We start from the raw sequence: 17443 nt of genomic DNA, 5'->3' as shown, positions 1-17443 counted from the left end.
GAAGACGTGGGCCACCGTTTCGGCGAAGGCGCGCCCCTGGCCGCCTCGATCCTCGGCAGCGGGAGAGAGACCGACAGGACGGAATGCACAGGGAGCACCATTTCGGCCAAGGGTGGCGACGCGCAGCGGAGTTGCGCCACGATGCTCGGATGAACGAAGAACCGCTGGAGGAGTGGGCACGGCGGCGCGAGGAGCGCCGGGCCGCCGCGACGGGGAAGCGGCGGGCGGTGCCGCTGACCGAGGGCCCGCATCGAGCGGCGCACGTCGAGCCGGACGCTCCACGGGTCATTCAGGAGTGGACCGGCACGCAGTGGGAGACGATCGGTGTCGCCGAGGACCTGAACGCCGTGAAGGCCCTGCTGTATCCACCGCAGCCGGTGCAGGACAAGCCCGCCGAGTGGGATCGCCCTGCGCTCGGCCCCGGCAAGGGGCGGCACCGCCGTACGGCCCCGACAGAGGAAGGCCGCTGAGCGCCCGCACCGACGCGGCGCCTCCACGGCGCTCGACGCCCGGGCGCACCCCGCCTCCTCCTGGCCCAGTCGCCCGACCCTCGTGAAGGAGACGCATGCCCATCGTCCCGCCGCAGATCACGGTCGACGCCCTCAACGTCCAGACCGTGTCCATCACCGGCGATGACGTCGCCGCCCTGCTCACGGCCGCCGGCCGGTGGGTCGCCGAGCACGAAGGGGTGGCCGTGACGTCGGTCAACCTCGTCCCTTTCTACCTGTGCCCGGACGACTGCGAACCGGCCTCCGACCAGCCCGGCGTCCGTCTCGACCTCACCGTCGACGTCTCCGGCAGCCACCTCGCGCAGCCGCGTCCCGGATCACAGACGTCCTGACCAGGAGGGAACCGTGGGCTTCACCGCGCAGCACGACGGGCGCGGCCGGCTGGATGCCACCCAGTACGATCTCGGCTGCGGCTGGGCGTGGGAGGCCGTCCACCGCACCCGCCCCCGCGTGATCATGGTCTGTCCGGAGTGCGCGCACCCGATGCACGCGAAGGTCTCCCGGTACGGGCTGCGGTTCTTCGCGCACGACCCCGGCGCGCCCACCTGTGCGCTGGCCGGGGAGTCCATGGAGCACCATCTGCTGAAGCTGGAACTGGCCACCGCCGTGCGCGCGGCCGGGTACCACGCCGAGCTCGAGATCCGCGGGCCCGACGGGGACTGGCGGGCCGACGTCATGTCCACCTCGCCGGACGGCACCGCGCGCATGGCATGGGAGGCGCAGCTGTCCCCGATCACCGTGGATGAGATCAGCGAGCGCACCGCGCGTTTCGCGAAGGACGGCGTACGGGTGTGCTGGGTCGCCACCAAGTTGCGGCCCTGGGTCGGAGAAGTGCCTTCCGTCCATGTCCGGCCGCCGAGCGACGACGAGCCGAACTGGACGGTCGCCGGCGGGCTGGCCCGCTTCACCGTCGACAGGTGTGAGGAGCACGTGCTGTGCCGCTCCATCGGCCATGGCGAGTGGCACGAGACGACAGCCAACCTGCGGCCCTTCACCGCCTGGGCGCTGACCGGCCGCGCCGTCTCTCACCGATTGCCGAGCTGGCTGCACACCGAGCAGCACGCCTGGACCGGCGTGTGGACCGCACCGCAGTACATCACCGCCGCAGCGGCCTACCAGCAGGCCCACGACCGCGCCGTCGCCGCGTTCGAAGAACAGCAGCGGCTGCGAGAGAACGAGCAACGCCGCCGCCGGGAAGCGGAGTACCGAGCAAGGCGGGCCCGCCAACTCGCCGCTCCTGCTCCGGCCGCGCCCCCATCCGAGCCAGCGGACCGACAGCCGACCGTGCCGCAGCAGGCCAGCCCCACCGCTCCGCACCCCGAGCCGACGTGGCAGGTCAACCTCCCCAACCGGGAACGCGAACACCTGCACGCCGCCGCTCTGGCCGAGGCCCGCCTGCTGCTCGGCGCCAACGCCGAACTGCGCTACCGCGACGGCGACCGCCGCTGGGCCCTGGGCACACCCCTGTACGCGGGCGACCGCCCCTGCGCCGTCCTGCGACCCCGGCCCCAGCTCGTCGACTGGGACCAACTCAAAGGACTGATCATCTTCGTCCGCAACCTCGATGAGCTGCGCATCCTCGGCCGCACCGCACCCAACGGCACCCGCATCATCATCCTGCCCGAGCAAGAGCCCCGTTCCCAGTGAGGGAGGTTGCCCGTCAGCTGCCGGCGGGACGTGTGTGGGTGGCTCGGTGCCTTCTCAGCTCCGCGCTGCCGGGCCGTCCGCTGGCCGGACAGCCCTCCACCACACCGCACGCCTCCCGCACACCCACGTCGATGGCCGCCTGATGCAGGTTGTGGCCGCCCGGCCCGTACCCGCGGTCGACAAGCCGCTGGACGACTCGGTCGCCGTGATAGAGCGCGTTGAGATCGCCCTCGGCCTTCTTGTCGTGGCCCTGCCTGAAGTAATTGCCGGGCCGGGCGTCGGACCCGCACCCGCAAAAGCACTCCCCCGTGGGGGCTGGGATCTCAGTCATGCCCGTACCGTGCTCTTGAAAGTCATGGATGTCAAGACATTCAAGACTGCCCAGCGGCAGCAAGGGGTGGAGGACACGCCAGCGGGCGCTTCACCCGCGCGGCCGCGTAGCTCGGCATGCCAGGCCCAGGGCCCCGGAGGCCGCCAACGCCGTACCCACCAGGTAGCGTCGCCGCCGAACCAAGATCCACAGGAGCACCGCACCCATGGCATGGCACGACCGCATACCGGCCAACGCGATATCGAAGTACCCGCAGCTCAGAAGACTGACGAAGGCCGAGGGAGAGAAGTACCTGCTCGAGCGGCGGGCCGCCTGGACCAGCTATGAGCGGTCGAAGGTCGATCAGCACTTCGCGGATATCGCTCGCCTGAAGCCGCTGCGCAGCCGCCGCCGCTACGGGTCGGACCTTCGGAGTGCGGAGGAGCGGCGACTGCGCAGACAGCTCAAGCACCGGCACGGCTGGCAAGGCTTTCCCTGGGACCACCCGTGCCGGTGGTACGCGAGGTCTGCGCAGTTCACCGCCGACCTGCAGGAGTTCGCGCAGGCGCTGGCGATCCGGTGGCTGGTTGACCGGCGAGAGCTGGGGCAGCGGGAGCGCGACCATCTACTGATGGAAGCGCTGGACGCGCTGGACTGGCCCGAGCGGCCCGATGGTGTCGAGAAGTTCGCCGGCTACCTGAAGTCGTACCCCTTCCACTTGAAAGATGCCATCGACGGCGCGCTGGAGCGGCATGACGACATGCTCGATAACGAGTCGTGCCCGCGCTGCTGCGGTGTTCGGGATGATGGCGCCCCCCACCGTGTCTACATCGCCCACTACTACGGCCTTGGCCTCTACAAGGTCGGCGTCACCACGATGGGCAGCGATCGCCGGCTGACGACCCACGAGTCGGCCGGCGCCATGATCGTGGACACCTTCACCACCGGGGACTACCAGGAAGCCCTGACCCTGGAACGAGCCGTGCTCGACGCCGTGTCGGACTGGCGCACAAGCACCCCGCTGATCTCCGGCGGGGGCGAGGTCTGGAAGGACAAGGCCAGACTGATCCGGCTCGCCGACTTCGTAGAGCGCGGTATGAAGTGACCCGCCAGGCGGTCCGGTGAAGCGGACGGCCTGCAGCTCGGAGCGGCCTGGCAGAACGGCCACGCAGAACCCATCGGGCTGCTCCACGTATTCCGGCCCGTGCCGCCACCGCTGCCGTCGAGGAACCTTCGTCGCCGAGGTGTGTCGCCGGTCCATCAGGCACCCGCGTGCGCCGACAATGGCGGCTGCAACCGGCACAACATCCAGGAGCGAGCGTGGCGCAGGGAGCCGTGAAGTGGTTCAACGCGGAAAAGGGATTCGGCTTCATCGAGCAGGACTCCGGCCCCGACCTCTTCGTCCACTACTCCGAGATCCAGGCCACCGGCTACCGCAGCCTCGAAGAAGGCCAGCGAGTCGCCTACGAGGTCGCCAACGGCACGAAGGGCCCGCAGGCCACAGCGGTCAGCGCCGTCTGAACTCCAGCGGCCCGGACCGCTGGGCGGTGCGATGGCCACCGTCACGGAACCCTCCCCTCCAGACATCCGGCCAGCACCAGCGCGACGAGCGACCCTGTGGACGCGAGGCTCGCTGAGCCGGTGACGCGTGCACTGCTCCGGACGCCCCGCGGCGGCCGGTACGGCCGCGGTCCCGATGGCACCCTGGCAACGTGGCCGTGTCGGCTCCATGAAGGTCCTGATCGTCCCCGAGCGGTCAGGGCCTTCGTGCTACCGGGCGCCGTCGCGTGCGCCCCAAGCTGGGATGGTGGACTGGTCGGGCTGCCGGACCGGTGGGCCCAACCACAGTGTGCCGGTCCGGCAGCCCGGGAGCGCGGCGCTATAACGGTGCCGGCGGGCTCCTTGGGGGGGTGGGGGCCGTACCCGAACCGCGCGGTCAGCGTAGGGGCCAGGGGGAGCGGCGGGCGAGGAGCGTCCACTCCTCATCCGGTCGGCCGGGCACGGTCCGGCCGGCGCTGGCCCATCGTGCGGCGAGCTCGGCGAACATCGGCTCCGGTTCGGGGCGGGGAACCGTTTCGCTCCCGGTGCGCTGCACGCCGACGTGGGGCGTGAGCCGCATGGTCGTGGTCACACCGGCTTCAACGCCTTCTGCGCCGCGCGGGTCACTCATGGACGCGGCCGACTTCGCGGAGAGCTTCGCGGGCCTGTTCGACGGTGAGAAGGAGATTGAACCCGTGGAAGGCGGTGTCGAGGACGGCCTGGGGCGTGGCCTGCTGGCCCTCGGGCGCGCGGCGGACGGCGAGCTGGGCGGCGCCGCGGGCCACGATCTCCTCGCGAGTTGAGTCGTCGAGGGTGTCGTCACTGAGTGCGGCCAGCACCTGCCGCCACAGGGTCACCGCTCGCTCCCGGCCCGGGGAGCGGGCACGTCGGCGGCCTGATCCTCGGCGTGCGCCAGGTCTTCGTCCTCACCCGGGGCGGGTCGGTGGCCGAAGGGGCCTTCCTGCCCGGGGAGGGCACCCAGCACCGGGGCGCCCTTGGTGCGGTGGCTTGCGTAGATCATGAGCTGATGCTCCCCCTCACCGGGCTGAGAATACTCCCGGCCCTGGGCGGGCCGGGGGCGAGACGCGCTCCTGCCGCGTCCCGTCTTGCCCCCTGTGGGCGCTGGTCGGCCGATGTCGCAGAAGGTGGCTTGATCGCGGGGCTGGAGGACGAAGGGGTTCGAGGTGCGTTGCTAGGGTTCGGAGCTGATCGGATCATGGCAATCATGAGGGCGGGGATCATGCGAGCGCGTGCGGCGGTGGCCGGGGCACTGGTGCTGACGGTGTTGACGGGCTGTTCGGGCTCCGGGTCGGATTCCGGTTCGGCCAAGCCTGGCGGTCCGGGTCCGCTGGACCGCGCGGAGCCGCTGGCCAAGCTGAGCGTGCCGGCGGCCTACGACGCGGCGAAGGGTTGGGATGAGAGGCTGTCGTGGGTGCCGCAGTCGGTGACGACGCTGCCGGTCACGAACGTTCCGGGCACGCAGACGGTCGCGGTGATGCAGGTGGCCTCCAACGGCTACACGATCACCGCGCGGTCGGGCAGCAACGGCAAGGTCGCCTGGCGCTCGGCGCCGCGGAACCCGCCCACTCCCGTCGAGGGTGCGCAGGGGGACAGCACGTCCGGTGAGACCGCCGAGATCCCCGACGTGATGGGCTTCGAGCAGGACGGCCGGGTTTATGTGGTCGCGTACGCGCACGGCATGCGCGGCAAGGACGATCTCCACGAGGGTGTCGAGGTGGTGCGCCTGGCTCTCTACCCGGCCGACGCCTCCGGCGCGGCGGTCAAGCCGGTCAAGGAGATCGACGTCCCCGTCTCCGCCTCCCCCGGACAGATCCGCGTGCAGGCGTCCGGCGGCAGGCTGCTGGTGGCCTGGGGTGAGAGCGGCGCGTTCCCCCGCTCGTCGGCCGCGGTGGACGTCACCACGGGCAAGACGACCGTCTACGAGGACGCCAACAAACTCCTGCCGCAGTGCGAGAAGGCGGCAGCCTGCAACAGCAGCCGCGTCATGGCCGCTACCCCCCAGGGCCCGCTCGTCGGCATGGGCGGCGGAGGCTTCGGCATTCCCGGGAAGTGGTTCAGCGACTCCATCCGGCCCAAGCAGGTGGCCGCCACCACCGGCATCCTTGACTCGTGGAACGGCACCGTCTACGGGTCCGCCCATGGGTATGTTCTGGCCGGCTGGAAGACCGGCGGCAGGTACGGCCGGGACGACAACGCCGTCTGGTCCGTGCACGATCTGGCCACCGGCACGCTCACCGCCCAGGTCGTCTGCGACTACGACGTCCCCGACGAGACCAGCTCCAGCCGCGACTTCCCCGTCATCACCTCGCCCGACGGACGCTACCTAGCCGCCGGCCCCCTCGCGTTCGACCTGCAGTCCAAGCGGGGCATCTGCCTTCAGGGCGATGGCAACCGCAAGACCATCGTCCTGGCCTCCATCCGCGACGACGGCACCGCGTACGGCGCCGTCCGCGACGACTCCATCGGCAGCGACACCGAACCCGTCCCGGCCCAGCTGAACCTCCGCACGGTGACCGGGGACCCGAAGGTTCTCAGCGTCGGCACCGAGGTCCCCTACCTGACCACACCGGACGGCTCCGGCCTGTTCATCACCCGCAACACGGACAAGGACATCGTCGTCTCCCTGCGCGCCGGCCACTGACCGGGTGCGGTCGACGCCGTAGACCACGGCTCGCGTCCACCACACCAAGTCCCGCCCCGTCCACCCAGCCACCGAACGGCCAAGGCAGGTGAGGCGGCGCCAGCACAGGCAGCCCTCACGGCCCGCCTGGCCGTGGGTGGCTGATAGTCCCCGGCCGAGCATCAGCAGTCGCCGGCGCCGGCTTCGGTTCCACCGGCCGCAGGGGCACAGTTGGAAGGAAAAGCACCGGACGAGGAGGTTCACCGTGGCAGCCGACTCACCCGCCGGGGCCGCCGCGGCAGCCCCGCTCAGCATCGAGGAGGCAGACGGCTGCGCCACCCTGCGCTTCACAGGCGATCTGGCCGCAGACACCGTTCTGGACCTGGAGCGCAAGCTCCTCGATCCGTGCCTGTCTCAGGCACGCGCCTGGGTTCTGGACATGATCGGCCTCGTTCGCGTTGATCTGACCTGTGCGTACGCGCTGGTGCGAGCAGTCACACGCCTGCCGCGGACGACCGCGGTCCAGGTCCGCGGCGCCCGGCGCAACGTGCAGCGGACTCTGCGGCACGCCGGATTCGACGCGCTCACCTCGATCGAGTAGATCTGGCCGATGCCCCGCTGAGCAGGCGTGATCCGGCCACCTGATCCATGACGCCCACGATGCCAGCTGCTCAGTCGGTAGCGTGATCGGTACATCTCCGGCCGCCGCGGCCCGAATGGGGGAGGACCAGCAGGATGAGCAGGCACGCCACCGCGTACGTGAACAGTCTCGGCATCACCGACGCGACCGTCCGCGCCGTTCTGCAGCTGCTGGCCGAACTCACGGACGCACCAGGGGACCACCGCCGTCCCGACGACGTTCCCGACATCATGGGCCTGCACCTTCAGGACTCTGACGTCCCGGCCCTCGCCGTCCGGGCCGGGCTCGCCCCGGAGGAGTTCCGCCAGCAGCTGCGCGGGCTGAAACAGCACGTGAAGATGGACGTCCTCGAGCACTCTGACGGCCTGTGGGAGATCGTCTACGGGCCGTCGTACACCCGCCCGCCCAAGCCCCGGCCCGCCGAGCCCGACCTGACCCGCGGCGGCCCGCACCCGTTCTGGCTGCCCGGCTGGGAGAAGTACAGCACCTGGGGCTACGAGCAGGACCCGGGCGGACACCAGCACCTGTACGCGCAGTTGATCCCCAACCAGGACGGCCCGGACGCGGAACCCCGGATCTGGATCACCCCGCCTCGGCACACGGTGCAGACGCTCGACGAGCTGGCCGAGGTCATCGCCGAGTCCATCGCGCCCTACGAGCCGGTCCGGATGCCCGGCGTGCTGATCAAGCGGTGGTTGACCCGCTCGCCCCTGTCCGACCGGTAAGCGTCGCTCGATGGTTCGCCGTCACACGTTGTGACCGATTGAGTGCCAGGGCTGTCTAGCGCTGCTCGTCAGCAGCTACAGCGGCGGTCGAAGAGCCGGGACCCGAAGGCGGCGCCGACGGGCTGGAACATCGGTCGCGCGGCGCTGGTCGGCAACCGGTACTGCGCTGGTCGGGCTCTCCGCACGCGCCCGTCACGGCTGGTTCAGACGGGCCGCCCGGCGGGGCTCAGGCACTTCCCCATCATCAACGCTCCGGAGGTGTGGTGTTCGACGAAGACGGATCTCTCGACCCGCTGCTGAAGTTCCTGTTGTACGCCGTCCTGGCGCTGGCCATCGGCAAGATGCTCTGGGAATGGCTCACCGAGGACGTCAGCCGGTGGATCACCGTGGATCTGTGGGGGCTGATCGCCGATCACCCCTGGTGGACCGGCCTCATCGTCTTCGGCGCGCTGGTCGCGCTCATCCTCCTCACGAGGCTGCTCTCGTTCCTGTTCGGCGCCGGCACAAGCACGCACGTCTACGACGATCCGGACGAGGACTACGTCTCCAGCGCTCCCCCGAGCGAGGCGGTGGATCCAGATGTGCTGACCTTCAAGATGAAGCAGCTGGCCGCGATGAGCGCGACGGGCTTCGAGCAGGCGTGCGCCGACCTCCTGGCTCGTGACGGGTTCCGCGGCACGCGTCGGGTCGGAGGTGCCGGAGATCTCGGCGTGGACGTCACCGCCCGCGATGACGACGGCCGACTCCTGATCTTGCAGTGCAAGCAGTATCAGAATCCGGTCGGCTCAGGGCACGTTCAGAAGTTCAACGGTACGGCCCGCCTCCACCACGGAGCCGATCTCCCGATCATGATCGGACTCAACGGCTTCACCCAGCCGGCGGTCGACTTCGCCCAGCATCACCAGCTCATCCTTATTGGCCGCCCCGAGCTGAAGAAGTGGGCCCACGGCCAGCACTTGTACGACGTCCTCGGCATTGAGAACTCGACGCAGTGACCCACTCGGCGTCCGAGCACCTCTGCGCAGTTGAGTTGAAGAGCTGCCGTTGGCGCGGTTGTTGCAGTACGCGACAACACGACTTCCGACAGATGACTTGACTAGTGAATGGCCCAGCATGCCGACCGGCAGCCCGACTTCCAGCAAGAGTGCCTGGAGTTGCTCTCGGCCGCCGTGACTGCGGGTGACGCCGACCCGCAGCACGGCGCTCTGCTGGAGGACCGGGTACGGATCGCCCGAGGGCAGCAGCAGATCTTCGGCACCCAGCTGACGCAGGGGCCCGACGGCACGCTCGTCCCGTACCCCGTGGCGAACTCGGACGAGGTCGCCACGGGGTACGGGCGGCGTGGGGCTTCCCGTCGCTGGAGACGTACATCGAGCAGGTCGCGGCCAGCGCCGGGTAAGGGCGAGGCCTGGGGCAGCAGGCGCGATATCGGGCTCAGCCGCACTGCGTGCACGGTACTCGATACCGGACAGGCCCTCGGCGACGGTGAAGGCGACGAGCGGCGCTCCTGCCTGACCGGTGACCTCCACGAGGCCATCTCCGAGCGGGCGCACGGTGATGCCGCGGGCGGCCATGCGGATCACGATGCCGGGGTAAACAGAGGTGGTCGCCACTCTCATCGACGCCCTGCTCGCCGCCGGGCGCGAGATCCTCCTGGTCGGCGCACCCGGCAGCACCACCCGGCCGGGCTTGACCGTCTCCGACGCCACCACGCTCGACACCACCTGGGCCGTGCTCCGCGCGTTCGGCCCGGACGTGGTGCACGACCACACCAACGGCCAGCTGCTGCCCGCCGAACCCGACTGGCCCGCCGTCCGTACCCACCACCTCAATGAGCATTGTGCATCGTGAAAAGTGCAGGTCAGTTGGTCTGGTGTGCGCAGGCGTCGGGAAACTCGGCCAGGTCCGGGTCAGGTGTCCATGACGAAGATCGTCTGACTGGGTGGCTTCACGCTGCGGATCGCACTGACTGAGTCGGGGGCCGGGATCCTGCTCACTGGGACACCGGCCGGACGCCACGGTGGTTAGCCGGGGACGCCTGGGGCCAGTTCGACGATCACGCCCGCCCGGACGGCTACGCGGAGTGCCCGCCGTCCACGGCGAACTCGGCGCCCGTGACATACGCGGCCTCCGGTCCCGCAAGGAAGGCCACCAGGGACGCCACCTCCCGAGGTATGCCGAACCGCCCGAGGGCCGTCATCGCGGCCTGCGGCCCGGCGTACGGCCCGTCGGCGGGGTTCATGTCGGTGTCCACGGGCCCCGGGTGGACAATGTTCGTGGTGATTCCGCGCCCGCCCAGCTCCCAGGCCAACGCCTTGTTCAGCCCGATCAGCGCCGACTTGCTCATCGCGTAGAGCGTCCCGCCCGGGGTCGACGCCCGCTGGGTCACACAACTGCCGATGGTGATGATCCGCCCGCCGGGGGCCAGGTGCGGAGCCGCTGCCTGCGTCGTGAGGAATACTCCGCGCGCGTTGACCGCGAGTACGTGCTCGACATCAGCTGCGGTCAGTGCCTCCAGCGGCCCGAGCACCCCCACACCGGCGTTGTTGACCAGCACGTCGAGCCGTCCGAACTCCCGCACGGTCCGTTCCACCGCTGCTCCGGCAGCCGCCGGATCCCCGGAGTCTGCCTGTACGGCCAGAGCCCGCCTTCCGAGCGCCTCGACCTTCCCGGCCACCGAGGCCGCGGCCTTCTCGCCGCGCACATAAGTGAACGCGACGTCGAAACCGTCCTCGGCGAGCCGCAGCGCGACCGCCGCCCCGATCCCCCGGCTCCCACCAGTCACCAGCGCCACTGCCTTACCGTCCATGCCGTGCCTCCCGCATCAATTGGTTGCGAGTTCAATCAAAGCTTCCCGATTCCCACCCTGCTGGCGGGAATCCGACCTCGCGTTCCCACTCACACTCGACGGAGGGTGAGGAACCGGGGCTTGAGGTGGGGTTGCACGGGAAGCTGGAGCCTCCGCGGGCGAAGATGGCCAAGTCCGCCGTTCTCGGCTGGTTGCACAAGCGGCCCGGCAGAGAGTTTCACCGCGCGTGCGGCAGCGCCGGCCCAGGGACGGCAAGGGGCGTAACCGGCGGGCCCCCGGCGTCAGTTGAGTTTGGTGTGAAGAAAAACAACAGTTCTGCCGAGGGCCCTGACGGCCTCGTCTACACCGCTCGCCTGCCGCTGTCGAGCGCTACCCTGAACTATCTCGCCACTCTGATACGCGGCCACTGCAAGAAGATCGGCTCACGGTGGCGGGCTCTGCCTCCGGGGAGGATCGCGGGGATCGTGCTGGCGGTGCTGCGTTGTGACCAGAGGCCCGGCGATCTGGCCGGCGGGAACGGGGTGCACCGCACCACCGTCACCCGCTGGGTCCGTGAGGTCGTCACTCTGCTGGCCACCCACGCCCCGCGCCTGGACCGCGCGCTGAAGAAGATCGCCCGATCCGGTGGCGGAGTCGTACTGCTGGACGGCTCCCTCATACGCACCCGGCGGCGCACCGGAACGGCGAACCGGAAGAACTACTCCGGCAAGAGCAAGTGCCACGGCCTGCTCGTGATCGCACTCACCGACGACAAGGGCCGCCTACTCTGGGTCTCGACGGCCCGGCCCGGACGGACCTCGGAGATCACCGCCTGCCGGCACGACCACCTCACCGCTCACCTCCGCGCGGCCGGTCTCGGAGCCATCGCTGATCTGGGCTTCGTCGGGCTCGACGACAGCGGCCCGGACGCCGACCCGGCAGTGATCACCGGCTACAAGGCCGCCCGCAACCGGCCCCTGACCCGCGGCCAGAAACTGTCCAACAAGGCCCTGGCCGCCGTCCGGGCACCGGTCGAGCACGGCTTCGCCCACCTCAAGAACTGGCGCGTGCTCGGCAAGATCCGCACCGACCCGAAGTGGGCAACCCAACTGGTCAGGGCCCTGCTGGTCCTCACGAACCGCGAAGTCGCCCGATGACCGACGATCTTCACCAAGGACACCCGCCGCTGACCAGCACGAGCACGCTGACATTCGCGCACACCAGCCCCGCGACCTGCAACTTCACGATGCACAGTGCTCAATGGCGTGCCCGAGCACACGGCGAACGGCGTCTACCTCTCCCACGCCCAGCGCCGGGCCGCCGGGTCCGCGGACGCGCCGGTCATCCGGCTGCCGGTCAACCCCGACCGCTACACCTACCGGGAGAACAAGGATGGCTTCCTGCTGTTCCTCGGCCGGGTCTCCGTGCACAAGGGTGCGCGGGACGCCGCCGCCTTTGCAAGGCCGCCGGCCTCCCGCTGAAACTCGCCGGACCGGCGTGGGAGCCGGACTACCTGCACGCCATCCTCACCGACTACCCCGGCACCGCCGAGTACGTCGGCGAGGTCGGAGGCAGCCGCCGCACCGGCCTCCTCGCCGCCGCGCGTGCCCTGCTCGTCCTCTCCCAGCCCTTCGGCGGCCCCTTCGGAGGCGAGTGGATCGAGCCCGGGGCCACCGTCGTCGCCGAGGCCGCCGTCAGCGGCACCCCCGTCATCGCCACCGACAACGGATGCCTCGCCGAGATAGCCCCGCACGTCGGCATCGCCCTACCGGTCGAGCAGACGCCCACTGGGGAGGAGGCCGCCAAGATCCTGGCCGGTCTCCCTGCCCCGGAGCACCTACGCTCCACCGCCATCGAGCGCTGGGGCCACCACGTGATCGCCGGGCAGTACCTGGAGGTCTACCGCCGTGCCGCCGCAGGCGGCACCTGGACCTGACCTGTGGTCAGCGCGAGCTCTTCCCGGCCGCGATCCGCTGCCGGGAAGCCTCATACAGCACCGCGGTCGCGGCGTTCGCCGCGTTCAGCGAACTGGCCGCCCCCGTCATCGGGATGCTCACCGTGAAGTCGCACAGCTCCCGCCACGCACTGGACAGCCCCGTCGTTTCGTTGCCCACCAGCAGCAGCACCGGCTGGGTCAGGTCGAAGTCGAAGACATCGGCGTCGCCCTTCTCATCCGTGCCCACCAGCACCAGCGGGTAACCGGCAGCACGTTGCTGCTTCACCCAGGCCATCACCTCGTTCGGCCCCGGCACCCGGACGGACGGCAGCGAGAACAGGCTGCCGGTGGTCGCCCGCACGGCCTTCGGGTCGTAGACGTCGGCGGCGTGACCCGAAACGATCATCCCGTGCGCGCCAAAGGCGTCCGCCGACCGGATGATGCTCCCGATGTTGCCCGGCGTGGTCGGCCAGTCGAAGAGGACACCGAGGAAGTCCGGCCCGACCTCGATCCGGCCAAGGTCGTCCGCTGGCAAGCCGACCACCGCGATCACCTCGGGCACACCCTCGGCCTTCTCGCCCAGCTCCGCCAGCAGCTCCGGCGCCATCACGATCCGCTCCGCCCGGGTCGTCCGCAGCAGCTCCTGCGCCCAGCCCGACAACTTCCGCCGGTCGTCGTAGAGCAGCGCGTGGATCGGCCAGCCGTACTCAACAGCCAACGAGATCGGCCGAACCCCCCTGGACCAGGAACTCGCCTAGCTGGTTGCGCTTTTTCCGATTGGTGAGCAGGGCCTCCCACAGCTGGAACTTCGCGTTGCGGGAGGTGATCCGCTGGATCGCTGGCACCCGTCCTCCAAGATGAGCCGACTTCTTCGATGCGTTCCGACCACGGCGGAGTCTGCACCAGCGCAGCTCGAAACACTACACCGGCACAACCACTCATACCGGCTCACGGGCAGCGCCAACGGCGCTCTACGCCGCGGGCCACGCGTACTCGCTGTAGGGGAGACCGCTGGCGATGTGCCGCAGCGCGACCGCGAGGTACGGCGGCATCGGCTCGGGCAGTACCGCTGTCTTGTGCCAGGTCCAGCCCTCGCACTTGTCCGGCTCGGGGTTGCCGATCTCGCCGTGCCACCGGTCTGTCTCGAAGAAGAACGCGATCCGCTGGTCACCGGCGTGCGTCGATACGTGGTGCATCAGGTGCACGAACCGGACGTCGGCCGGGTCGACGGCGGCGCCGGTCTCCTCGGCGAATTCGCGGGCAGCCGCCACGGCGGCGGGCTCCCCCTCCTCCATGAGCCCGGCCGGCACCTGGAACATGCCCGGGAATACGCGATGCGTCTCCACGCGGCGACTCATGAGAATCTCGTCCCCCCGGCGGATGATCAGGTGCACGTCCGCGTAGTGCGCGGCGTAGGAGTAGCCGGACGGGGCGGTCTTCTGCGGCATCAACTTCCCTTCCTGTTATGCAGGATCGCGGCCCACGGGTGCGGCCCGTACACGAGAGAAAGCGCCTCGGCCAGCCACGCCCGCGCCTCTGGGGCGAGGTGAGGCAGTACCTCGGTGAAGTCCTGCTCATCCTTCGGCCGAGGACTCTTCGCCTTGTAGAACAGCTGGATCTCCGGCGCCAGGAACGGCGTACCGTCCGCGGCCCTTGCCCCGAGCCGCTCCACAGGCCGTCGGACCCGGGCATCGCGACGTGACACCCAGGTCTCGCCGTCGGCCTCATCGAGCATCACCTGAATCCGCCACGGCGCACCCGGACCAGGCCGGCACCACACGTCGTGCACGCCGACCGGCAGCAGCTCTCCGGACAGCCATCGGCGCAAAGATCCCGGCGGGTCCGCAGCCCACCACTCCCACCCGGCGAGGACCTCTTGAACCTCGAGCTGGTCTTGGCGCAGCAGAAGGACGTCGATGTCATCGTGCTCCCGAAACGGCCGGCCCACAGCAAGTTCCACGGCGTAGCCGCCAGCCACCCACCACGGGCGGGGCGTCTTCGAGAACAAGGTGACGACTTCGGCTAAGCCGGCGGGCTCCCAATCCCGCCCGGGCTGTCCCTCCCGCATCACCGCGCCCTTCCCGTGCAACGTCGCCCAGCGTGAATGCGAAACCCTACCGCTCGGCCGTGAGGGACACACCGAACTCCACAAAGCGCCCGGGAAACCGGATGCCTCGCCCCGCTTCCGGCTCGTACCCTCCGGTCATGTCGACACCGAGCCCTGTGCAGACAGCGTCCGAGATCGTCACCTACTACGCCGCCCAGTACGACGAAGCCGGCCGGCTCCACACCACCGCCAGCGGCCGCCTCGAACTCCTCCGCACCCGCGAGCTCCTCCGCCGCCACCTTCCGCCCGCTCCCGCACGGGTGCTCGACGTCGGCGGCGGTCCTGGAACCCACGCCCGGTGGCTCATCGAGGACGGCCACGCCGTCCACCTGGTCGACCCTGTTTCCCGGCACCTCGACCAAGCCGCCGTCCACGCCCCCGGATGCACCACCGAACTCGGCGACGCCCGGCACCTCGCCGTCGCCACCGGCTCCTACGACGCCGTCCTGCTGCTCGGGCCGCTCTACCACCTCACCACCCGAGCCGACCGCGTCCGCGCCCTCGAAGAAGCCGCCAGAGCGGTGAAGCCCGGCGCCCTGGTCGCCGCCGCTGGGATCAGCCGCTACAGCCTCCTGCAGGACTACACCGTGCACGCCGAGCTCACCTCCGAGCTTCTCCACGGCGAGGTCGCCACCGTCCTGCGCAGCGGCTCGTACGACGGCAGCCGCGGCTTCACCACCGCTCACTTCCACACCGCCGCCGAGCTCGCGGCCGAGGCCGCCGACGCCGGCCTGACCGGCATCACCGTGACCGGGATCGAAGGCCCCGGCTGGGCCTACCTCCGCGCCGCCGAACGCACTGCCGGCGCAGCCCTCCACGACTCGCCGCTGTTGCCCGGCGCCGTCGAGACGGCGCGGCTTGCCGACGAGCATCCCGAGTTCGCCGACGCATCCGCGCACCTTCTCGTCACCGGACGAGCCCAAGAATGAACCACCCGCGGTTGCGACCTGCAGCAGGGAACCCGTATCACTCCGGGCCGTCCCCCTGGTCCTTCTCGCAGTAGATGCGGGGGGCGTCAGGGAGGCGGCACCGGCCGACGGGGTGCGAAGCCACCCTCCGTCCCGGCGGCGGTGGTCGCCGGCCCGGCGCTGCCGGAGGTCTTGGCGGTACTGGGCGTTGCGCGGGCGGACGAGAAGCTGTCGTCGACCACGATGGCCCAACACCACCCGCGCGAATGCACCAAACTGTCCCGCGAGCCCGGAATCATCGCTCTCCGGCTCGTAAGGAACACCACGTCCAGCCCCCTGCCCTCACGGGACGACGCCCACGAACAGGAACCCCATGCTGACCTGCGAGTACACGCGATGAGCACACCGACCCTCGTCGTCGTGAGCGGCGGACCCGGAACGGGGAAGACCACCCTTGCGCATGGGCTCGCCCGCATCCTCGGATGCCCCGCGATCATCCGTGACGAGATCAAACAGGGCATGGTCCTGTCCCACTCGGGCTACCAGAGCGGCGGCGAGGACCCCCTCAACCTCCCCACCCTCCATGCCTTCTTCGGCACGCTCAACGTGCTCCTGAAGGCCGGCGTCACGCTCGTCGCCGAAGCCGCCTTCCAAGACCGGCTGTGGCGCCCGAACCTCGAGCCGCTCACCGGCCTCGCACACGTCCGCGTTATCCACTGCACCACCGCGGCCGATATTGCCCACGACCGCATCGTCCAGCGCACCAAGGAAGACAGGCACCGGGCCGCCCACGGCGACCAGGACCTGCTCGATGCCATCGCCGCCGGAGAACATTCCCTCGATTCATTCGTGCCGATCTCTCTGGATGTACCAGCCCTGACCGTGGACACCTCGGACGGCTACCAGCCGGGCCTCCACGACATCGCCGATTTCGCCCTCGCGCCCGTCCGCAGCCGTACGTTCTCCGGAGGCCGGTCAGCTGATCCGCACTGAATCGCGCCCGCGCTCGGATCCGATCCGCCACGGGCCGAGCACAAGGTACGGGCTTCGGCAATACCCAATGACCAGCACGAGAGGGAACCCGGCATGAGCGCTCCCGTCACCGCGACCGTCCGCAACGCGGCCAAGGCTGTCGTCCTCCACGACGGCCGCGTCCTGCTCCAGCGCGCCCACTGGGAGGGCCAGGACTGCTACTTCCTGCCCGGCGGCGGCCAGCACCCCGGCGAGGCCCTCGGCACCACGGTCCGCCGCGAGGTCCTTGAGGAGACCGGCCTGGACGTCACACCCGAGCGTCTGCTGTGGCTGCGCGAGTACATCGGCGCCAACCACGGCGGCGCCCCAGAAGACCACCGGGTCGAAGCGATCTTCCTGTGCCGGCCCGAGGGTGATCCCGACAAGCTCGGCGGCCACGCCGAGGACGACGTGCAGACCGGCCTGGAATGGGTGGAGCTGGAGAAGGTGCCCGGCCTCAACCTGCTGCCCCACGGCCTGCGCCCCCTGATCGCCGACCTCGCCCACGCCGAGTCCCCCACCCGCTACCTCGGCGACATCTCCTGACATCGGCCTTGTACGCCGACGGGGCCGCTCCAGCCGACCAGCCGCGCCTGGACCTGTATCGGGCGCCTCCACCTCCTCGCCGATGCGGCACTGGCCACCGACCCTGAAGTCCGCGCACACGCCCTTCTCCTCACCT

General features: G+C 70.1%; 22 protein-coding genes and 1 pseudogene. 15 read left to right on the top strand and 8 right to left on the bottom strand.

Annotated features, from left to right (window positions below):
• Nucleotides 1-149: 149 nt before the first annotated feature.
• From OG393_RS33580 to OG393_RS33570, 3 genes are all read left to right on the top strand, one after another.
• Nucleotides 150-470, top strand: a complete 321-nt coding sequence (locus OG393_RS33580; protein WP_327378856.1) for a DUF6087 family protein — start codon at nucleotides 150-152, stop codon at nucleotides 468-470.
• Between the two features lie 95 nt (nucleotides 471-565).
• Nucleotides 566-841: a hypothetical protein gene (locus OG393_RS33575; protein WP_327378855.1), complete on the top strand. Its 276-nt coding sequence runs from the start codon at nucleotides 566-568 to the stop codon at nucleotides 839-841.
• A gap of 13 nt (nucleotides 842-854) precedes the next feature.
• Entirely contained in the window at nucleotides 855-2156 is a 1302-nt protein-coding gene (locus tag OG393_RS33570) for a competence protein CoiA family protein (protein WP_327378854.1), read from the top strand.
• 13 nt (nucleotides 2157-2169) lie between these two features.
• On the opposite strand, the gene OG393_RS33565 is transcribed toward OG393_RS33570, so the two are convergent.
• Nucleotides 2170-2487: a hypothetical protein gene (locus OG393_RS33565; protein ID WP_327378853.1), complete on the bottom strand. Its 318-nt coding sequence runs from the start codon at nucleotides 2485-2487 to the stop codon at nucleotides 2170-2172.
• Between the two features lie 205 nt (nucleotides 2488-2692).
• Between OG393_RS33565 and OG393_RS33560 the strand changes: the two genes are divergently transcribed.
• Together OG393_RS33560 and OG393_RS33555 are read left to right on the top strand one after the other, a co-directional pair.
• Entirely contained in the window at nucleotides 2693-3571 is an 879-nt protein-coding gene (locus OG393_RS33560) for a hypothetical protein (RefSeq protein WP_327378852.1), read from the top strand.
• Between the two features lie 215 nt (nucleotides 3572-3786).
• Entirely contained in the window at nucleotides 3787-3987 is a 201-nt protein-coding gene (locus tag OG393_RS33555; RefSeq protein WP_327378851.1) for a cold-shock protein, read from the top strand.
• Between the two features lie 415 nt (nucleotides 3988-4402).
• Here OG393_RS33555 and OG393_RS33550 read toward each other — a convergent pair whose 3' ends face one another.
• From OG393_RS33550 to OG393_RS33540, 3 genes are read right to left on the bottom strand one after another with little or no spacing between them, the layout of a single operon-like run.
• Complete coding sequence (locus OG393_RS33550) at nucleotides 4403-4597, bottom strand: hypothetical protein (protein ID WP_327378850.1); 195 nt, start codon at nucleotides 4595-4597, stop codon at nucleotides 4403-4405.
• 31 nt (nucleotides 4598-4628) lie between these two features.
• Complete coding sequence (locus OG393_RS33545) at nucleotides 4629-4862, bottom strand: hypothetical protein (protein WP_327378849.1); 234 nt, start codon at nucleotides 4860-4862, stop codon at nucleotides 4629-4631.
• Complete coding sequence (locus OG393_RS33540) at nucleotides 4859-5026, bottom strand: hypothetical protein (protein WP_327378848.1); 168 nt, start codon at nucleotides 5024-5026, stop codon at nucleotides 4859-4861. The genes OG393_RS33545 and OG393_RS33540 overlap by 4 nt, the downstream gene beginning before the upstream one ends.
• Before the next feature lie 204 nt (nucleotides 5027-5230).
• Between OG393_RS33540 and OG393_RS33535 the strand changes: the two genes are divergently transcribed.
• From OG393_RS33535 to OG393_RS33515, 5 genes are all read left to right on the top strand, one after another.
• Complete coding sequence (locus tag OG393_RS33535; RefSeq protein WP_327378847.1) at nucleotides 5231-6667, top strand: hypothetical protein; 1437 nt, start codon at nucleotides 5231-5233, stop codon at nucleotides 6665-6667.
• Nucleotides 6668-6911: 244 nt separating this feature from the next.
• Nucleotides 6912-7247 carry an STAS domain-containing protein gene (locus OG393_RS33530; protein WP_327378846.1) on the top strand — a complete coding sequence of 112 codons (336 nt, stop codon included), beginning with the start codon at nucleotides 6912-6914 and terminating at the stop codon, nucleotides 7245-7247.
• A gap of 134 nt (nucleotides 7248-7381) precedes the next feature.
• Nucleotides 7382-8011, top strand: coding sequence for a hypothetical protein (locus tag OG393_RS33525; protein WP_327378845.1), 630 nt, complete (start codon nucleotides 7382-7384; stop codon nucleotides 8009-8011).
• Between the two features lie 263 nt (nucleotides 8012-8274).
• Nucleotides 8275-9006, top strand: a complete 732-nt coding sequence (locus OG393_RS33520) for a restriction endonuclease (RefSeq protein WP_442817448.1) — start codon at nucleotides 8275-8277, stop codon at nucleotides 9004-9006.
• A 607-nt stretch (nucleotides 9007-9613) separates the two neighbouring features.
• Nucleotides 9614-9862: a hypothetical protein gene (locus tag OG393_RS33515; protein ID WP_327378843.1), complete on the top strand. Its 249-nt coding sequence runs from the start codon at nucleotides 9614-9616 to the stop codon at nucleotides 9860-9862.
• Nucleotides 9863-10085: 223 nt separating this feature from the next.
• Here OG393_RS33515 and OG393_RS33510 read toward each other — a convergent pair whose 3' ends face one another.
• Nucleotides 10086-10820, bottom strand: coding sequence for a 3-oxoacyl-ACP reductase family protein (locus tag OG393_RS33510; protein ID WP_327378842.1), 735 nt, complete (start codon nucleotides 10818-10820; stop codon nucleotides 10086-10088).
• Between the two features lie 296 nt (nucleotides 10821-11116).
• Between OG393_RS33510 and OG393_RS33505 the strand changes: the two genes are divergently transcribed.
• Nucleotides 11117-11956, top strand: coding sequence for a transposase family protein (locus tag OG393_RS33505; protein ID WP_327378841.1), 840 nt, complete (start codon nucleotides 11117-11119; stop codon nucleotides 11954-11956).
• Complete coding sequence (locus tag OG393_RS33500; RefSeq protein ID WP_327378840.1) at nucleotides 11953-12735, top strand: glycosyltransferase family 4 protein; 783 nt, start codon at nucleotides 11953-11955, stop codon at nucleotides 12733-12735. Before OG393_RS33505 ends, OG393_RS33500 begins: the two co-directional genes overlap by 4 nt.
• A gap of 7 nt (nucleotides 12736-12742) precedes the next feature.
• Here the strand turns inward: OG393_RS33500 and OG393_RS33495 are convergent.
• From OG393_RS33495 to OG393_RS33485, 3 genes and pseudogenes are all read right to left on the bottom strand, one after another.
• Nucleotides 12743-13580 (bottom strand): annotated as a pseudogene (locus OG393_RS33495) (TrmH family RNA methyltransferase).
• 126 nt (nucleotides 13581-13706) lie between these two features.
• Entirely contained in the window at nucleotides 13707-14183 is a 477-nt protein-coding gene (locus OG393_RS33490; protein WP_327378839.1) for an NUDIX domain-containing protein, read from the bottom strand.
• Nucleotides 14183-14803, bottom strand: a complete 621-nt coding sequence (locus OG393_RS33485; protein WP_327378838.1) for a nucleotidyltransferase domain-containing protein — start codon at nucleotides 14801-14803, stop codon at nucleotides 14183-14185. Before OG393_RS33485 ends, OG393_RS33490 begins: the two co-directional genes overlap by 1 nt.
• Nucleotides 14804-14940: 137 nt before the next feature.
• Between OG393_RS33485 and OG393_RS33480 the strand changes: the two genes are divergently transcribed.
• From OG393_RS33480 to OG393_RS33470, 3 genes are all read left to right on the top strand, one after another.
• On the top strand, nucleotides 14941-15771 hold the full coding sequence (locus tag OG393_RS33480; protein ID WP_327378837.1) for a class I SAM-dependent methyltransferase: 831 nt from the start codon (nucleotides 14941-14943) through the stop codon (nucleotides 15769-15771).
• Nucleotides 15772-16146: 375 nt separating this feature from the next.
• Nucleotides 16147-16743: an AAA family ATPase gene (locus tag OG393_RS33475; protein WP_327378835.1), complete on the top strand. Its 597-nt coding sequence runs from the start codon at nucleotides 16147-16149 to the stop codon at nucleotides 16741-16743.
• Nucleotides 16744-16836: 93 nt separating this feature from the next.
• Complete coding sequence (locus OG393_RS33470; RefSeq protein WP_327378834.1) at nucleotides 16837-17307, top strand: NUDIX domain-containing protein; 471 nt, start codon at nucleotides 16837-16839, stop codon at nucleotides 17305-17307.
• Nucleotides 17308-17443: the final 136 nt, after the last annotated feature.

The sequence above is a fragment of the Streptomyces sp. NBC_01216 genome, from assembly GCF_035994945.1.
GTDB lineage: Bacteria > Actinomycetota > Actinomycetes > Streptomycetales > Streptomycetaceae > Streptomyces.
The sequence above is the reverse complement of the archived record's forward strand: the minus strand, read 5'-3'. Positions and strand labels throughout refer to the sequence as shown.